This is a genomic window from Streptomyces sp. NBC_00829 (genome assembly GCF_045161795.1).
GTDB lineage: Bacteria > Actinomycetota > Actinomycetes > Streptomycetales > Streptomycetaceae > Streptomyces.
In genome coordinates this window covers 5,438,979-5,456,607 of record NZ_CP108867.1, presented here as the reverse complement: position 1 = coordinate 5,456,607, position 17,629 = coordinate 5,438,979, and the positions used below count along the sequence as shown (strand labels likewise).

The window sequence follows — 17,629 nt, the reverse complement described above, 5'->3', positions numbered from 1 at the left end:
CGAGGCAGGGGGCGGGATGACCATCAAGCGTACCCCGACGCTCAGCCGCTCAGATCCGCCCGAAGTCTCGGGGCGGACGCCTTCGCCCACACCTGCGGCAGCTCGGCCTCCCGCTGCGACGCGGCGGCCTCCTCCTGGCCGTACAGAAGTCCCCAGGTGAACGCGGACTCGCCCGCCGCATGGGCCTGGATCGCGAGATTGCGCAGGGCATCGCGGGCGACGACGCTGTCCTGATGATCGCCGAGGACCGTCTGGACGGCCTTCATCCTCTTGGCGAACTTCCTGGCGGCCTTGCCGAGCGCGGGCGTCGTCGCCTCGCCGGCGTACCGGGCGCGCTTGGCGGCCTTGCGGGCTTCGTGCATGGCCAGGTCACGGGCTTCGCCGGCCGGGAGTTCCAGCGCGTGGTGGACCCGGGTGGCCAGCCGGTCGTAGTCCTTGAGGACGGCCTTGGGCAGTACCCGGGCCGCCGCGCCGCCCGCCGCCTTGAGCAGCGGAGGGTCGCCGAGCAACGCGTCAAGCGTCTCCAGCAGCGCGAGGTAGCGCTTGCTGTCGAGGACGGCGACGGCCCGGCGCCGGGCGTCCGAGCGGTGGGCGACGCCCCACAGGCGCAGCCGCCCGCGCACCGGACCGAGCAGCCGGGGCCTGGGCAGGGCGTCGATCCTGGACCTGAGGCGCTCGGCGAGGACCTCCTGGTCGCGGGCGACTCCCAGCTCGGCGGCGAGCCACTTGAGCTCCTCGCCGACGGGGTCGGTGACGCTCCGGTCGATGACCTTCCTGAACGTCTTGAACGCGCTCCGCATCCGCCGGGTGGCCACCCGCATCTGGTGGACGGCATCGGGCAGGTCACGGCGTACGGCCGGGTCGTAGGCGAGCAGCGCGTCGGCCTGTTCGCGCAGATAGGCCAGGACATGGTCACCGGCCGTCCGCAGGTGTTCTGGGGCGGGCGGGGCGGTCGTCTTGGGGACCGCGGCGCCTTCGGGTGCGGTCTCCGCCAGTGCCCGGGCGAGTTTGGAGGGTGAGGCGGCCGGATTCACTCCGGCCTTGCGGAGCTTTTTCTCGACGGTGTCCAGGAAGGACGGGTCGCCGTCGTCCGCGAGCTCGACCTCGATCTCGTCCCAGGCCGCCGAGGGGCCGCCGCCCTCGGTGAGGCGTTCCGCGCGGACGGCGTCCCGGCTGAGCTCGGCGAGCAGTGCGCCCTCGCCGTCGACCAGGTGGTGGATCTGGCGCAGGGAGCGCAGGCGGACCACGGGGAGGAGTTCGGTGTCCCGGGTGCGGGCCCGTACAAGGCTCGTGAGGCCGCGGGGGAGCGTGTCGGACAGGGGTACGCCGATTTCGTCGCGTACGCCCGGCGCGACGGGCAGTTTGAGGTGCCAGCCCGCGTCGCTCCCGCCCGTCCTGCGCCGCAGGGTGATGGAGGCTGCGGCGAGCCGCAGGTCGGCCGTGTCGTAGTAGACCGCGTCCAGTTCGTGGACGCCCTTGTCGACGACGGCCGACACTCCGGGCACGCGGGTCAGGTCGGGGAGCCGGGTTTCAGGGGTGGCTTCGTACTTCCGCTCGATCTCGCGCTTCGCATCCGCCATGAACCGAATCTAGTTGCCTGGACGTCCTCATGGGAGCCCCTGATGTTCACCTAGGCCGTTATCGGTCGCTGGACCCGGATCGACTGGAGCAGCCCGATCGCGATCCAGACCGCGAACATCGAGGTTCCTCCGTAGGACACGAACGGCAGCGGCAGCCCCGCCACCGGCATGATGCCGAGTGTCATCCCGATGTTCTCGAAGGACTGGAAGGCGAACCAGGCGATGATCCCGGCGGCGACAACCGTGCCGTAGAGCTCGGTCGTCTCGCGCGCGATCCGGCAGGCGCGCCAGAGCACGACGCCGAGCAGCAGCAGGATGAGACCGGCTCCGAGGAAGCCGAGTTCCTCGCCGGCGACCGTGAAGACGAAGTCGGTCTGCTGCTCGGGCACGAACTGGCCGGTCGTCTGCGAGCCTTTGAACAGGCCCGTGCCGGTCAGCCCGCCCGATCCGATCGCGATCCGGGCCTGGTTGGTGTTGTAGCCGACGCCGGCCGGATCGAGCTCCGGGTTGGCGAAGGCCGCGAAGCGGTTGATCTGGTACTCGTCCAGCAGTCCCAGCGCGGTGACGGCCACGGCGCCGATGACGCCCGCGCCGATGAGGCCGAGGATCCAGCGGTTGGAGGCGCCGGAGGCGAGCAGTACGCCGAGCACGATCACCGCCATCACCATCACCGAGCCAAGGTCCGGCATGAGCATGACGATGGCCATCGGCAGGACCGCGAGACCCAGGGACTTGGCGACGGTCCGGTGGTCGGGGTGCAGTTGGTCGCCCGCGTCCACGCGCGCGGCCAGCATCATCGCCATCCCCAGGATGATCGTGATCTTCACGAACTCCGAGGGCTGGAGGGAGAATCCGCCGCCGATCACGATCCACGCGTGCGCGCCGTTGATGGTCGCGCCGAGCGGCGTGAGCACCAGCAGGACGAGCACCACGGACAGCCCGTACAGCACGGGGACCGCGCCGCGCAGGGTGCGGTGTCCGAGCCAGATGGTGCCGACCATCAGAGTGAAGCCGATTCCGGTGTTCAGGGCGTGCCGGAACAGGAAGTAGTACGGGTCGCCCTGATTGAGCTCGGTCCTGCCGCGCGTGGCCGACCACACAAGGAGCGCGCCCACGAAGGAGAGCGCGATCGCCGAGAACAGCAGCGGCCAGTCGAGCCTGCGCACCACGGAGTCGCGGGCGGAGATCTGGGACCACAGGCCGCCGCGCCGGGGCCCGTACCCGGAGACGGAGAAGCCATTCGTGCCGGCCATGGCTCAGTCCCTCCGCGCGGGCGGGCCCGCGAGCTGCTGCGTGTCGTCGGGCTCGGGTTTCTTCGGCTCGTACGGCTTGATGTCCGGGGCGTAGATGGAACCGTCCGGCTGGATCTTCGGCAGTGACGCCTGGGGCTTCGGGAGCAGGGCGCGCTTCAGGTCCTGGCCGCCCTTCTCGTCGAGTCCGTACATCGACTCGTAGATCTTGCGCACGGCGGGACCCGAGGCGCCGGAGCCCGTACCACCCTGGGCGATCGTCATGATGATCGTGTAGTCGGGGGTGTACGAGACGAACCACGAGGTCGTCTGCTTGCCGTAGACCTCGGCGGTACCCGTCTTGGCGTGCATCGGGATCTTGTCCTGCGGCCAGCCGCCGAATCGCCAGGCGGCCGAACCGCGGGTGGTGACTCCCGCGAGGGCTTCGTCTATCTGGTCGCGGGTCCTGGCGTTCATCGGCAGCTTGCCGTGCGGCTTCGGCTTGATCTCCTGGACGGACTTGCCGTCGGCGCTGATCACGGCCTTGCCGATGGTGGGGTTGTAGAGCGTGCCGCCGTTGGCGATGGCCGAGTAGATCGTCGCCATCTGGATCGGGGTGACCAGCGTGTCGCCCTGGCCGATGGAGTAGTTGACCGAGTCGCCGGCGCGCATCCGGTTGCCTTCGAGGCAGTTCTCGTACGCGATCTTCTCGACGTAGTCGCCGTTCTTCTTGCCCTGCTTGCACCAGCCGGCCTTGTTGGCCTCCCAGAAGCTCTGCTTCCACTGGCGGTCGGGGACACGGCCCTTGACCTCGTTGGGGAGGTCGATGCCGGTCTCCTTGCCCAGGCCGAACTGGTGGGCGGTCTTGTAGAACCAGTCGTTGGTGTGCTTCTTGGGCTGGGTGCCGCCGTCCTTCTGCCACTCCCGGTGGGCGATGCCGTAGAAGACGGTGTCGCAGGAGACCTCCAGGGCCCGGCCGAGCGTGATGTTGCCGTACCCCTTGGACTCGAAGTTCTTGAAGACCTGGCCGCCGACCGAGTACGAGCTCGGGCAGGGGTAGTCGCCGTCGAACGGGTACCCGGCGTTGACCGAGGCCGTCGAGGAGATGACCTTGAAGATCGAGCCGGGTGCCGCCTGGCCCTGGATCGCCCGGTTCAGCAGCGGGTAGTTGGAGTCCTTGCCGGTCAGCTTGGCGTAGTCCTTGCCGGAGATGCCGCCGACCCAGGCGTTCGGGTCGTACGTCGGCTGGGACGCCATCGAGATGATCCGGCCGGTCTTGTTCTCCATCACCACGACGGCGCCGGCGTCGGCCTTGTAGTTCTCGTCGGTGTTCTTGTCGAAGCCCTTGCGGGCTTCCACCATCGCGTGGTTGAGCTCGTACTCCGCGACCGCCTGGACCCGTGCGTCTATCGAGGTGACGAGGTTGGCGCCGGGCTGGGCGTCGTCCTTCTCTGCCTGTCCGATGACACGGCCGAGGTTGTCGACCTCGTAGCGGGTGACTCCGGCCTTGCCCCGCAGTTCCTTGTCGTACGTCCGCTCAAGGCCCGAGCGTCCGACCTGGTCGGAGCGGAGGAACGGCGAGTCGGTGTCGTGGGCCTTGGTGATCTCCTCGTCGGTGACCGGCGAGAGGTAGCCGAGGACCTGCGCGGTGTTGGTCTTGCCCGGCGCGGTGTAACGGCGTACGGCGGTGGGCTCGGCGGTGATGCCGGGGAAGTCCTCGGCACGCTCGCGGATCTGCAGGGCCTGCTGTGTGGTGGCCTCGTCGGTGACCGGGATCGGCTGGTAGGGCGAACCGTTCCAGCAGGGCTGGGGGGTCTTGGCGTCGCAGAGCCTGACCTTGTCCATGACGTCCTTCGGCTTCATGCCGAGGACACCCGCGAGGCGGGTGAGGACGCGCTTGCCGTCGTCCTTCATCTTCATCAGCTCGGTGCGGGACGCGGAGACCACGAGGCGGGTCTCGTTGTCGGCGAGCGCGACGCCGCGGGCGTCGAGGATCGAGCCGCGGACGGCGGGCTGGACGACCTGTTGGACGTGGTTGTTCTTCGCCTCGTCGGTGTACTCCTGGCCGTTGCGGATCTGGAGGTACCAGAGGCGTCCGCCGAGGGTGAGGAGGAGGGAGAAGACAAGTACCTGGATGACCACGAGCCGGATCTGGACCCGGGGGGTCCGCCCGGTCTCCGGAATGTTGCTCACGCTGCTGCCCCCTCGGTCACAGTCGCTTGACTCCCTTGATGCGGCCGGCCCGGGCCGCCCGGGACCTGGCCGCCTTGACCCTGAGGCCGCCGCGCTGGGTTCCGATGCGCAGGCCGGTGCCGTTGGCCAGCCAGCCGGATGCGATGTCGCCGCCGCCGCTGTTCTGGCTGTCGGAGAGCGGATCGTTCTCGGCCCGTCTGGCGAGGCCCATGATCAGCGGGACGGTGAAGGGCGCGAGCAGCAGGTCGTACACGGCGGCCGTGAACAGCAGGCTGCCCAGTCCCACATGGCGGGCCGCGCTGTCGCCGACGAGGGCGCCCACACCCGCGTACAGCAGGGTGGAGCCGATCGCGGCGGCGATGACGACGATCATCGGGGCGGTGGCCGACTTGAGCTGGCCGTTGTCGGGACGCACCAGGCCGGCGAGATAGCCGATCACACAGAGCACGAGCGCGTACCGGCCGGCCGCGTGGTCGGCGGGCGGGGCGAGGTCGGCGAGCAGGCCCGCGCCGAAGCCGATGAAGGCGCCGGCCATGTGCCCGTACACGAAGGCGAGTCCGAGGACGACGAGCAGCAGCAGGTCGGGGACGGCGCCGGGGAGCTGGAGGCGGGCGAGGACGGAGACCTGGATGACGAGGGCGACCACGACGAGTGTCGTGGAGAGCAGCATCCGGTTGAAGTGCATGACGGATCAGCTCCTGCTACTCGTCGTCGGTCGGGCCGGTGGCGTCGCCGGTGCCAGGTGGTGGACTGCTGGCGGACGGTGGGACACCGGTGGCCGGGACCTGGCCGTCGGCGTTGCCCTGGGCCTGGTTCTCGCTCGCGCCCTCCACCTGGCCGTTCGCCGAGGGGGTGACCGTCACGGTGACCGTCGGGGTGGGCTTGGGGGCCGCGGGCCGGGGTGGCAGGACGGTGTCGCGCGGGTCGGTCCGGGGCGCCTCGACGACGACGCCGACGATGTCGAGCTTGGTGAAGCCGACGTACGGGCGGACATAGATGTTGCGGGTGAGGTCGCCGCCGGACGGGTCGACGCGGACGACTTCGCCGACCGGGACGCCGGGCACGAAGGGCTTGTCGGCCTGCGAGCCGAAGGTGACGAGCCGGTCGCCCTTCTTCACCTTGGACTTGCCGTTGAGCAGTTGGACCAGCAGCGGCCGGTCGCCCTGGCCGGTGGCGAAGCCCAGTTCGTCGGTCTTCTCCATCCGGGTGCCGACGGTGAAGTCCGGGTCGTTGGCGAGGAGCACGGTCGAGGTGCTGGGGCCGACGGTGGTGACCCGGCCGACGAGTCCGTCGCCGTTGAGGACGGTCATGTCGCGCTTGATGCCGTCGTCGGCGCCGACGTCGATGGTCACCGTCCAGGAGAAGCCCTGGGCCGCTCCTATGGCGATGACCTCGGCGCCCTTGATGCCGTACTGCCCCGCGCCGGCTTTCTTGAGCATCTTGTCGAGTTCGTTCACGCGGCTGCGGTTGCGGTCGTCGCTGCCGAGCCGCTGCTTCAGCGCGGCGTTCTCCTGCTCCAGTCGGCTGATGCGGTCATGGCGCTCACCGGAGTCGCGTACGGCCCCTATGGCGTTGCCGATCGGGTCGACCGCTGCGGCGACCCCGTTCTCTACCGGTCCGAAGACCGAGGCGGCGGCCTGCCGGGCGCCGTCAACCGGTGAATCCTCGCCGCCGCGGATATCCACCGTGATCAAAGCGAACGCGATGGCGATCAGCAGCACCAGGAGCAGCCGGCTCTCTCGTGTGTCCCTCACGTGCGGCGGCCGTGCCTTCCTCGTAGGAATGGTGATGTCTGTATATCAACGATCCGCCGTACGGGTTGGCAGGCCCCCATACGGCGGATCTCAGTAGCCACGCCGATTCCGCTAGCGGCGGGGCTGGGCGTCCAGAACCTGCTGGAGCGCCTCGAACTCCTCGACGCACTTGCCCGATCCGAGCGCCACGGAGTCCAGCGGATCCTCGGCGATGTGGATGGGCATTCCGGTCTCGCGGCGCAGCCTCTCGTCGAGCCCGCGCAGCAGGGCGCCACCGCCGGTGAGGACGATGCCGCGGTCCATGACGTCGCCGGACAGCTCCGGCGGGCACTTGTCGAGCGTGGTCTTCACGGCGTCGACGATCGCGTTGACCGGTTCCTCGATCGCCTTGCGGACCTCGGCGGCCGAGATGACGACGGTCTTGGGCAGACCGGAGACAAGGTCACGACCGCGGATCTCGGTGTGCTCGTCCTTGTCCATGTCGTAGGCGGAGCCGATGGTGATCTTGATGTTCTCGGCGGTCCGTTCGCCGAGCAGGAGCGAGTACTCCTTCTTGATGTGCTGAATGATCGCGTTGTCCAGCTCGTCGCCGGCGACGCGGATGGACTGTGCTGTGACGATTCCGCCGAGTGAGATGACGGCGACTTCGGTGGTCCCGCCACCGATGTCGACGACCATGTTGCCGGTGGCTTCATGAACCGGGAGTCCGGAGCCGATGGCCGCGGCCATCGGCTCCTCGATGATGTGCACCTGTCGGGCGCCCGCCTGCGTCGATGCCTCGATGACCGCGCGGCGCTCGACGCCCGTGATGCCGGAGGGCACACAGACGACAACGCGCGGCCGGGCGAGGTACCGGCGCTTGTGGATCTTCAGAATGAAGTAGCGGAGCATCCGCTCGGTGATCTCGAAGTCGGCGATGACGCCGTCCTTCAACGGCCGGACGGCAACGATGTTGCCCGGTGTCCGGCCGATCATCTTCTTCGCCTCGGCGCCGACCGCGAGAATGCCGCCCGTGTTGGTGTTGATGGCGACGACGGACGGCTCGTTGAGGACGATCCCCCGGCCCCTGACGTACACCAGCGTGTTGGCGGTCCCGAGGTCGACAGCCATGTCACGGCCGATGAACGACATGTTGTTCCCCATGAGGATGCGTCTGGCCTTCCCAAGCGTTGATGGCTTTTCAGGATGGCGAGGTGGGTGCGATGTGGCGTGGAGGCTTCCATCGTAGTGCCGCTCGTACCGACACCGCGCGGTGGTCCACCTCTGTATTACGTGACGAGGTGTCGGATCGATGAGTTCCCGTAAAGCGCACTCCTATGCCGAAGGGCGACCGAAATTCCATCGGTCGCCCCAGCTCATGAGCGCTGTATGGATGACGGCCAATCAGGAAAGACCGGGAAAGAAAATCTTGAGTTCCCGAATGGCGGACTCCTCGGAGTCCGAGGCGTGGATGAGGTTCTCCCGGACGATGGTCCCGAAGTCCCCCCGGATGGAGCCGGGAGCCGCGGCAATCGGGTCGGTCGGGCCCGCGAGCTGGCGTACGCCCTCGATGACCCGGTCTCCGTCGACGACCAGGGCGACGACGGGACCGGAGGCCATGAACTGGACCAGCGGCTCGTAGAAGGGCTTGCCCTTGTGCTCGCCGTAGTGCTGATCCAGGGTCTCCTGGTCGAGGGTGCGCAGCTCCAGCGCGCTGATGGTCCAGCCGGCCTTCGCTTCGATACGGCCGATGATCTCGCCGATCAGGCCGCGGCGTACGGCGTCGGGCTTGAGCAGGACGAGCGTGCGCTGGCTCACGGGAGGGACTCCTTTGTAGCTGTGTGCGGAAGTCCGAGGCTACCGGGCGTGTTGCCGGTCTCCGCCCCGGACCCCGCCCCCGGACCGGGAGCCCGGACGGCAGGCGGGTCCGGTCACCCGGCCTGGGCCGCCCACTTCGCCTTCGCCTCGTCGATCCTGCGGCCGTAGTGGACCGACGCCCACCACAGGCCGGCGAAGACCGCGCCGAGGAAGAACATCGTCGGCACCACGAAACCGCTCGCGATCAGTGCGATCTGGAGCGCCCAGCCGAGCTGCACGCCGCCGGGGCGGCCGAGCATCCCGCAGAGCAGGACGGAGAGCAGCATCCCGATGCCGCATACCGTCCAGACCGTCGCCATCGAGAGGTCGTCGGACTTCATCGCGACCAGACCGGCGAAGCCGATCACGAAGAACTCGCCGATCAGAGTGGACGCACAGAGCGTACGCATCGGTGTCAGCCCCTTCCCAGCAGCAGCCGGGCCTCGCCGACCGTGATCACCGAGCCGGTCACCAGGACACCCGCGCCCGCGAACTCGGACTCCTCCTCGGCGAGCGTGATCGCCGTCTCCAGCGCGTCGTCGAGACGCGGCTCGACGACCACCCGGTCGTCGCCGAAGACCTCGACGGCGACGGCCGCCAACTCGTCCGCGTCCATCGCCCGATGGCTGGAGTTCTGGGTGACGACGACCTCGGCGAAGATCGGCTCGAAGGCCTCCAGGAAGCCCTTGACGTCCTTGTCGCCGCTCGCTCCGACCACCCCGATGAGCCGGGAGAAGCCGAACGACTCGGTGATCCCGTCGGCGCTCGCCCGTGCGCCGGCCGGATTGTGCGCGGCGTCCAGGACGACCGTCGGGCTGCGGCGCACGACCTCCAGGCGGCCGGGGGACGCCACCGCGGCGAAGGCCTTGCGGATGGTGTCCATGTCGAGCGTGCGGGCGTGCTCGGAGCCGACGCCGAAGAAGGCCTCGACGGCGGCGAGCGCCACCGCGGCGTTGTGCGCCTGGTGCGCGCCGTACAAGGGGAGGAAGATCTCCTCGTACTCCCCGCCGAGTCCGCGCAGCGTCACCTGCTGGCCGCCCACCGCGACTTCGCGGGAGACCACGCCGAACTCCATCCCCTCGCGGGCGACGGTGGCGTCGACCTCGACGGCCTTCTTCAGCATCACCTGCGCGGCGTCCACGGGCTGCTGCGCCAGGATGACGGTCGCGCCCTGCTTGATGATCCCGGCCTTCTCCACGGCGATCTCGGCGGGCGTGGAGCCCAGCCGGTCGGTGTGGTCCAGGTCGATGGGGGTGACGACGGCGACGGAGCCGTCGATGACGTTCGTCGCGTCCCAGCTGCCGCCCATGCCGACCTCGACGACCGCCACGTCCACGGGCGCGTCGGCGAAGGCGGCGTACGCCATGCCCGTCAGCACCTCGAAGAAGGACAGCCGGTAGTCCTGCTGGGAATCGACCATCTCGATGTACGGCTTGATGTCGTTGTACGTCTCGATGAAGCGCCCGGCCTCGATCGCGGAGCCGTCCAGGCTGATCCGCTCGGTCACCGACTGGACGTGCGGCGAGGTGTACCGGCCGGTGCGCAGGTCGAAGGCGCCGAGCAGGGCCTCGATCATGCGGGCCGTGGACGTCTTGCCGTTCGTCCCCGTGATGTGGATCGAGGGGTACGCCCGCTGCGGCTCGCCCAGTACGTCCATCAGAGCGGAGATGCGCGAGACGGAGGGCTCCAGCTTGGTCTCGCCCCAGCGCGTCGCGAGCTCCGCCTCGACCTCGCGCAGCGCCTTGTCCACCTCCGGGTCTGCGGGCCGGGCGGGCACGGGGTCACCCTGGAGCGATCCGGCCTGCGCGCGCAGGGTACGGCTGCCGGCCTCGATCACCGCCAGGTCGGGGTCACGGTCGGTCTCGGCTTCGACAATCTCGTCGAACTCGTCGGGGGTGGGCTGCTCACTCACAGGGCCAGTCTACGGAGGCGGGGCGGCGGGACGTCCGGCACGCCCCGTCCCGGCTCTTCGGGCGCCGGTCCATGGCGGGAACTCGTGCGCGGGGGCGGGCACGGGGCCGCACGGTCCGAGCCCGGAGACGCGAAAGGCCCCGGAGGAGCTGGCGGGCGAGTTCTCGGGGCCCGTCGTCGCGTGCCGCTACGCCTGCGGCAGGCGGTCCAGCTGTGCGGTGATCCGCGCGATGTCCTCCTCGGCCTTGGCCAGGCGCGTACGGATCTTGTCGACCACGTTGTCCGGCGCCTTGGCCAGGAACGCCTCGTTGCCGAGCTTGCCGACCGCCTGCGCCTTCTCCTTCTCGGCCGCGGCCAGGTCCTTCGCGAGCCGCTTGCGCTCGGCGCCGACGTCGATCGTGCCGGACAGGTCGAGCGCGACCGTGGCGCCGGCGACCGGAAGGGTCGCCGTGACGCTGAAGGCGTCGCCCTCCGGCTGGAGCCGCAGCAGCTGCCGGATGGCGGCCTCGTGCGGCGCGAGCGCGGTGCCGTCGAGGGTGAGGCGGGCGGGGACCTTCTGGCCGGGCTGGAGGCCCTGGTCGCTGCGGAAGCGGCGGACTTCGGTGACGACGCGCTGGAGGTTGTCGATCTCGCGCTCAGCGGCCTCGTCGCGGAAACCGCTGTCGGCCGGCCACTGGGCGATCACGACCGACTCGCGGCCGGTCAGCGTGGTCCACAGGGTCTCGGTGACGAACGGGACGACCGGGTGCAGCAGTCGGAGCATGACGTCCAGGACTTCGCCGAGGACCCTGCCGGACGCCTTGGCGGCCTCGCCGCCCGCGAAGAAGGTGGTCTTGGACAGCTCGACGTACCAGTCGAAGACCTCGTCCCACGCGAAGTGGTAGAGCGAGTCCGACAGCTTCGAGAACTGGTAGTCCTCGTAGAACGCGTCGACCTCGGCCACGGTCTTGTTGAGCCGCGACAGGATCCAGCGGTCGGTCGCCGACAGCTGTTCGGCGGGCGGAAGTTCGCCCTCGACCGTCGCCCCGTTCATCAGGGCGAAGCGGGTGGCGTTCCAGATCTTGTTGGCGAAGTTGCGGGACGCCTGGACCCAGTCCTCGCCGATCGGGACGTCGACGCCCGGGTTGGCGCCGCGTGCCAGCGTGAAGCGGACGGCGTCGGAGCCGTATGTGTCCATCCAGTCCAGCGGGTTGACCGCGTTGCCGAAGGACTTCGACATCTTCTTGCCGAACTGGTCGCGGACCATGCCGTGCAGGGCGATGGTGTGGAACGGCGGGGTGCCGTCCATGGCGTACAGGCCGAACATCATCATCCGGGCGACCCAGAAGAAGAGGATGTCGTAGCCGGTGACAAGAACGGAGTTCGGGTAGAACTTCGCCAGGCTCTCGGTCTGTTCGGGCCAGCCGAGCGTGGAGAACGGCCACAGGCCCGAGGAGAACCACGTGTCGAGGACATCGGTGTCCTGCGTCCAGCCCTCACCCGCCGGCGGCTGCTCGTCGGGGCCGACGCAGACGATCTCGCCGTTCGGGCCGTACCAGACGGGGATGCGGTGCCCCCACCAGAGCTGGCGCGAGATGCACCAGTCGTGGAGGTTGTCGACCCAGTCGAAGTACCGCTTCTCCATCTCCTGCGGGTGGATCTTGACGCGGCCGTCGCGGACCGCGTCGCCGGCGGCCTTGGCGAGCGGACCGACCTTGACCCACCACTGCATGGACAGCCGCGGCTCGATGGTGGTCTTGCAGCGCGAGCAGTGGCCCACGGAGTGGGTGTACGGGCGCTTCTCGGCGACGATCCGTCCGTCGGCGCGCAGGGCGGCGACGATGGCGCTGCGCGCCTCCAGCCGGTCCAGGCCCTGGAAGGGGCCGTGCACGGTGATGATGGCGTGCTCGTCCATGACGGCGAGATTCGGCAGGTTGTGGCGCTGGCCGATCTCGAAGTCGTTCGGGTCGTGGGCGGGCGTCACCTTGACAGCGCCGGTGCCGAACTCGGGGTCGACGTGCTCGTCCGCGACGACCGGGATACGGCGGCCGGTGAGCGGCAGCTCGATCTCGGTGCCGACAAGGTGCTTGTAGCGCTCGTCCCCGGGGTGAACGGCGACGGCGGTGTCACCCAGCATCGTCTCGGCGCGGGTGGTGGCGACGACGATCTCGGCGTCCCCGGAGCCGTACTTGATCGAGACGAGCTCGCCTTCGTCGTCCTGGTACTCCACCTCGATGTCGGAGATGGCGGTGAGACAGCGCGGGCACCAGTTGATGATGCGCTCGGCGCGGTAGATCAGCTCGTCGTCGTAGAGCCGCTTGAAAATGGTCTGGACGGCCTGGGAAAGACCCTCGTCCATGGTGAAGCGCTCGCGCGACCATGCGACACCGTCGCCCAGACGCTTCATCTGCCCGGAGATCTGGCCGCCGGACTCCGCCTTCCACTGCCAGACGCGCTCGACGAACGCCTCACGGCCCAGGTCGTGGCGGGACTTGCCCTCCTTGGCGAGCTCGCGCTCGACGACGTTCTGGGTGGCGATGCCCGCGTGGTCCATGCCGGGCTGCCACAGCGTCTCGTATCCCTGCATTCGCTTGCGGCGGGTCAGGGCGTCGATCAGCGTGTGCTCGAAGGCATGCCCCAAGTGCAGGCTGCCCGTGACGTTCGGCGGCGGGATGACGATCGTGTACGGAGGCTTCTCGCTCTTCGCGTCGGCCTCGAAGTAACCGCGCTCTACCCAGCGCTCGTACAGCTTCCCCTCTACTTCGGCCGGCGCGTACTGGGTCGGCAGTTCGGGGTTGCTGGCTGGCTGCTGCTGAGTGTTCTCGGTCACGGGCCCAGTTTAGAGGTGTCACAGCGCCGTACTGAAACGGGAATGTTCGGTAACGGTGTGACCCCTGCCGCCCCAGGACGTTGGAGCTTGAGCCAGGATGTTCCGAACGCATAAGTATCTGGAGGGGAACGCAGTAATGAGCTACAACCAGCCGGGCCCGTACGGCGGCCAGCCTCAGCAGCCCGGACCGTACGGTCAGCCGGGTCCCTACGGCCAGCAGCCGCAGGCCCCGCAGCCCGGCTATGGGTATCCGCAGCAGGCCCCTCAGCCTCAGCCGGGCTACGGCTACCCGCAGCAGGCCCCTCAGGGCGTCCCGCCGCAGCAGGGCCAGTGGGGCCAGCCCCAGCAGCCCGGCCCGTACGGCCAGCAGCCCTACGGCGGCGGCCAGGTTCCGCCCCCGCCGGGCGCCCCCAAGAAGAAGACGGGCCTGATCGTGGTGGCCTCGGTGGTGGCGCTCGCGGTGATCGGTGGTGGGGCGTACCTGCTGCTGGGCGGAGGCAGCAGCAACGGCGACGTCTCGGCCGACACGAAGGGGTACAAGCTGACCCCGGCGGCGGCGGTCGACGAGTACAAGAAGTCAGGTTCCGACAAGTCGGGAGCCCTGTCCGAAAAGGACAAGAAGCAGGCTGATGGCCTCGGCATCAAGAACCCGACGGAGGTGGGCGCAGCGTACAGGTCCGGTTCAGCGAACGACCCGCTGAAGGGGAAGATGCTGCAGCTAACCGGCATGTGGGGGGAGATCTCCGACCCCGAGAAGGCCATCGACGGGTACTTCCGGGGTATTAAGGAGGGGGACGAGAGTGGCGGTGAACTAAAGATCGAACTCCTCGGCAGCGCCGAGTCCGTGAAGCCCTCCGGTTTCAAGGGCGCTCTGATGAAGTGCCAGACGGCGAAGCTCACGGATTCGAGCAAGAAGCCTGGGGCGTCGAAGGGGCCCACGGAGGCCGAGATCCCCGTGTGCGTCTGGGCCGACTACAGCACCATCGGCATGGTGCAGGCATTCGACATGTCGTTGGTCCTCACTGGCGGCAAGGGCATGCCGCAGGACAAGGTCGCCGATCTGGCTGCCAAGCTCTACAAGAACTCCCGCACCAAGGTCTGATCATCAACACAAAGGGGCGCCCGGCCAGTTGACCCGGCGCCCTGTCCGTTCGCCCATGATTCAGGTTGCGAGGCCGCGACTTCCGAACATGTGGCACAACTTCACGAACCTGCTAAGGCAGATCCCCATCAACACGCCGCGAACGCGTCGTCGGCCCTCACGCCGATGACGATGAGCTTGTTCTGGCAGAGGACTGTGGTACCAAACCTGGAGTAGCTACACCCATCCTTTATCCTGGGACCGATCACATAGCGTCCCGTGTTTCTCAAGTAGCCCTCACATGAAGCCGGAGATGCCTGCGCTGGTGCAGCTGTCACCATAGGGATGGAGCCCGCTGCCACAGCCACACAGGTTGCCACCAGGATCCGCTTCATCATTCATGATCTCGTCACTCCCGTTTCGCTCTGGTCGATCCTGCACAGCAAGGCAATCATGGGGGACAGGAAGGAAGCCAGAGGAAACGTCGGGACTGGCTTGAATCTCTCCACTGGAACAGTCGAGGCGGTTCAGATCAGGCGCCCTGCCCCGCACTCTCGCGCAGAAGTCTTAACCAACCCAGAAGCCATGACTGGCTCAAAAGTACGTGACGTCGCTGCAGCTACTGAGTTGAACTCGTGGTGTCGTAGGGGCTGGCGGCTCCTGGGTCCTGCGGTATCACCGGGGCATGCGGTTTCCACAGGGTGGCGGGCTGACCGCCGAACGGCAACAGGCCCGCGATCAGTTACGGCTTCAGGCGGCCGAGCGCGGTGATCGCCAGGGATCTGCGGGTCAGCGTCCGGTCGGTGCAGCGGTGGCGACATGCGTGGGTGGAAGGCGATCCGCGGGCACTTCGCTCCAGCGGTCCGGCGTCGTTGCCGCGATGGAGCGAGGAGCAGTTCGCTCAGCTGGAGCGGGTCAAGACTGGTCGGACGTTCGCAGACGGCTCACCACCCCCACCGGGCGGTGGCTGCCGATCAGCGCGGGCGAGATCGAGTCGCGGCTGAGACGCAAGCCGTGCGACATGGATCGCACCCATCCGCCTTGGGGATTGAGATCAGAAAGGGGCGCCCGGCCAGTTCACCTGGCCGGGCGCCCCTTTGGCGTAACCGCTCAACCGCTACGCCGACTTCTCGTGCCGCCCGTCGTTCTTCACGATCCTCGGCTCCCGCGGCACCAGCGTCGGGTTCACGTTGTTGTGCACCACGTCCGCCGTGATGACCACGCGGGCCACGTCCTTGCGCGACGGGACCTCGTACATCACCGACATCAGGACCTCTTCCATGATGGCCCGCAGGCCACGCGCGCCCGTGCCCCGCAGGATCGCCTGGTCCGCGATCGCCTCCAGCGCCGGGAGGTCGAAGTCCAGCTCCACGCCGTCCAGTTCGAACAGTCGCTGGTACTGCTTCACCAGGGCGTTGCGCGGCTCCACCAGGATCTTCAGGAGTGCCTCGCGGTCCAGGTTGTGGACCGAGGTGATGACCGGGAGGCGGCCGATGAACTCCGGGATCATCCCGAACTTCACCAGGTCCTCCGGCATGACCTCCTGGAACTGGTCGCTCGCCTCGATCTCGCGCTTCGAGCGGATCGTCGCGCCGAAGCCGATGCCCTTCGCGCCCGCCCGCGACTCGATGATCTTCTCCAGGCCCGCGAACGCACCGCCCACGATGAACAGCACGTTCGTCGTGTCGATCTGGATGAACTCCTGGTGCGGGTGCTTGCGACCGCCCTGCGGCGGGACCGATGCCGTCGTGCCTTCGAGGATCTTCAGCAGCGCCTGCTGGACGCCCTCGCCGGAGACGTCCCGGGTGATCGACGGGTTTTCGCTCTTACGGGCGACCTTGTCGATCTCGTCGATGTAGATGATCCCGGTCTCGGCCTTCTTGACGTCGTAGTCCGCCGCCTGGATCAGCTTCAGCAGGATGTTCTCGACGTCCTCGCCGACATAGCCCGCCTCGGTGAGCGCCGTCGCGTCGGCGATGGCGAACGGAACGTTCAGCATGCGCGCGAGGGTCTGGGCGAGCAGTGTCTTGCCGGAGCCCGTGGGGCCCAGCAGAAGGATGTTGGACTTCGCCAGTTCGATCGCGTCGTCCCGGCCCGCGCCGCCGCCGTTCTCGCCGGCCTGGACGCGCTTGTAGTGGTTGTACACCGCTACCGAGAGTGCCTTCTTCGCGGGCTCCTGCCCGACGACGTACCCCTCGAGGAACTCATAGATCTCGCGCGGCTTGGGAAGCTCCTCCCACCGCACTTCGGAGGTCTCGGCGAGCTCCTCCTCGATAATCTCGTTGCAGAGGTCGATGCACTCGTCGCAGATGTACACACCGGGGCCTGCGATGAGCTTCTTCACCTGCTTCTGGCTCTTTCCGCAGAACGAGCACTTGAGCAGATCGCCGCCATCACCGATGCGTGCCACGAGGTGCTTCCCCTTCGCCTGGGAGCAGCTTGGTTCAGCCGGCTCCTGGTGCCTCATATCCGACGGTACCTTGCCGGGACCCTCGTTCGGGCCCCCCTTGGCGCGGTTCACATGGTCGTGGACCGCGCCAAGGACACCGGACCGGTCAGGCGGCCGCTGCGGCCGTGGTCTTGCGGGTGGAGACGATCTGGTCGACGAGGCCGTACGCGAGCGCGTCCTCGGCGGTCAGGATCTTGTCGCGCTCGATGTCGTCGCGGATCTTCTCGATCGGCGTCGTGGAGTGCTTGGCCAGCATCTCCTCCAACTGCGTGCGCATCCGCAGGATCTCGTTGGCCGCGATCTCCAGGTCGGAGAGCTGCTCACGGCCCGTCTGCGAGGACGGCTGGTGGATCAGCACGCGGGCGTTCGGCAGGGCCATCCGCTTGCCGGGGGTGCCGGCGGCGAGCAGCACGGCCGCGGCGGAGGCCGCCTGGCCCATGCAGACCGTCTGGATGTCCGGCTTCACGAACTGCATCGTGTCGTAGATCGCGGTGAGCGCGGTGAACGAGCCGCCGGGGCTGTTGATGTAGATCGAGATGTCGCGGTCCGGGTCCATCGACTCCAGGCACAGCAGCTGCGCCATGACGTCGTTGGCGGAGGCGTCGTCGATCTGCACGCCGAGGAAGATCACGCGCTCCTCGAAGAGCTTGGCGTACGGGTCGTACTCGCGCACGCCCTGCGACGTGCGCTCGACGAAGCGCGGGACGACGTAGCGGTTGTCCACCTGCGGGCCGGTGTAGAGGCCGCTCGCGGAGAAGTTGGTCATGTGGGTGTTCACCATCCTGGT

General features: G+C 68.2%; 14 protein-coding genes. 2 read left to right on the top strand and 12 right to left on the bottom strand.

The genetic code is table 11. From position 1 onward, the window contains the following. Positions 1-41: 41 nt before the first annotated feature. The 10 genes from OG293_RS24230 to OG293_RS24185 all read right to left on the bottom strand — a co-directional run bounded on the left by OG293_RS24230 (position 42) and on the right by OG293_RS24185 (position 13,312). A complete protein-coding gene (locus tag OG293_RS24230; RefSeq protein ID WP_406000889.1) occupies positions 42-1,580 on the bottom strand; it encodes a CHAD domain-containing protein in 1,539 nt (512 codons plus the stop codon). A gap of 50 nt (positions 1,581-1,630) precedes the next feature. Further along, entirely contained in the window at positions 1,631-2,833 is a 1,203-nt protein-coding gene (rodA, locus tag OG293_RS24225) for a rod shape-determining protein RodA (protein ID WP_406000888.1), read from the bottom strand. Between the two features lie 3 nt (positions 2,834-2,836). Continuing rightward, positions 2,837-5,002 carry a penicillin-binding protein 2 gene (mrdA, locus tag OG293_RS24220; protein ID WP_406000887.1) on the bottom strand — a complete coding sequence of 722 codons (2,166 nt, stop codon included), beginning with the start codon at positions 5,000-5,002 and terminating at the stop codon, positions 2,837-2,839. Positions 5,003-5,018: 16 nt separating this feature from the next. After that, positions 5,019-5,687, bottom strand: a complete 669-nt coding sequence (gene mreD / locus OG293_RS24215; RefSeq protein ID WP_406000886.1) for a rod shape-determining protein MreD — start codon at positions 5,685-5,687, stop codon at positions 5,019-5,021. A 16-nt stretch (positions 5,688-5,703) separates the two neighbouring features. After that, entirely contained in the window at positions 5,704-6,756 is a 1,053-nt protein-coding gene (gene mreC, locus OG293_RS24210) for a rod shape-determining protein MreC (protein ID WP_406000885.1), read from the bottom strand. A gap of 111 nt (positions 6,757-6,867) precedes the next feature. Further along, a complete protein-coding gene (locus tag OG293_RS24205) occupies positions 6,868-7,887 on the bottom strand; it encodes a rod shape-determining protein (RefSeq protein WP_142218247.1) in 1,020 nt (339 codons plus the stop codon). A 252-nt stretch (positions 7,888-8,139) separates the two neighbouring features. Then, positions 8,140-8,553 carry a nucleoside-diphosphate kinase gene (ndk, locus tag OG293_RS24200; RefSeq protein WP_406000884.1) on the bottom strand — a complete coding sequence of 138 codons (414 nt, stop codon included), beginning with the start codon at positions 8,551-8,553 and terminating at the stop codon, positions 8,140-8,142. A gap of 113 nt (positions 8,554-8,666) precedes the next feature. Beyond that, positions 8,667-9,002, bottom strand: coding sequence for a DUF4233 domain-containing protein (locus OG293_RS24195; protein ID WP_406000883.1), 336 nt, complete (start codon positions 9,000-9,002; stop codon positions 8,667-8,669). Between the two features lie 5 nt (positions 9,003-9,007). After that, positions 9,008-10,504, bottom strand: a complete 1,497-nt coding sequence (locus tag OG293_RS24190) for a bifunctional folylpolyglutamate synthase/dihydrofolate synthase (protein WP_406000882.1) — start codon at positions 10,502-10,504, stop codon at positions 9,008-9,010. Positions 10,505-10,690: 186 nt separating this feature from the next. Beyond that, positions 10,691-13,312 (bottom strand): valine--tRNA ligase, encoded by a 2,622-nt coding sequence (locus OG293_RS24185; RefSeq protein WP_406000881.1) that lies wholly within the window; start codon positions 13,310-13,312, stop codon positions 10,691-10,693. Positions 13,313-13,448: 136 nt separating this feature from the next. On the opposite strand from OG293_RS24185, the gene OG293_RS24180 reads away from it, so the two are divergent. Continuing rightward, the gene (locus tag OG293_RS24180) at positions 13,449-14,414 is read left to right on the top strand and encodes a hypothetical protein (RefSeq protein ID WP_406000880.1); all 966 of its coding nucleotides are present in this window, start codon (positions 13,449-13,451) and stop codon (positions 14,412-14,414) included. A 746-nt stretch (positions 14,415-15,160) separates the two neighbouring features. Beyond that, on the top strand, positions 15,161-15,397 hold the full coding sequence (locus tag OG293_RS24175; RefSeq protein ID WP_406000879.1) for a helix-turn-helix domain-containing protein: 237 nt from the start codon (positions 15,161-15,163) through the stop codon (positions 15,395-15,397). 113 nt (positions 15,398-15,510) lie between these two features. Here OG293_RS24175 and clpX read toward each other — a convergent pair whose 3' ends face one another. Together clpX and OG293_RS24165 are read right to left on the bottom strand one after the other, a co-directional pair. Next, a complete protein-coding gene (clpX, locus tag OG293_RS24170) occupies positions 15,511-16,803 on the bottom strand; it encodes an ATP-dependent Clp protease ATP-binding subunit ClpX (protein ID WP_142217159.1) in 1,293 nt (430 codons plus the stop codon). 145 nt (positions 16,804-16,948) lie between these two features. Further along, complete coding sequence (locus OG293_RS24165; protein WP_406000878.1) at positions 16,949-17,623, bottom strand: ATP-dependent Clp protease proteolytic subunit; 675 nt, start codon at positions 17,621-17,623, stop codon at positions 16,949-16,951. Positions 17,624-17,629: the final 6 nt, after the last annotated feature.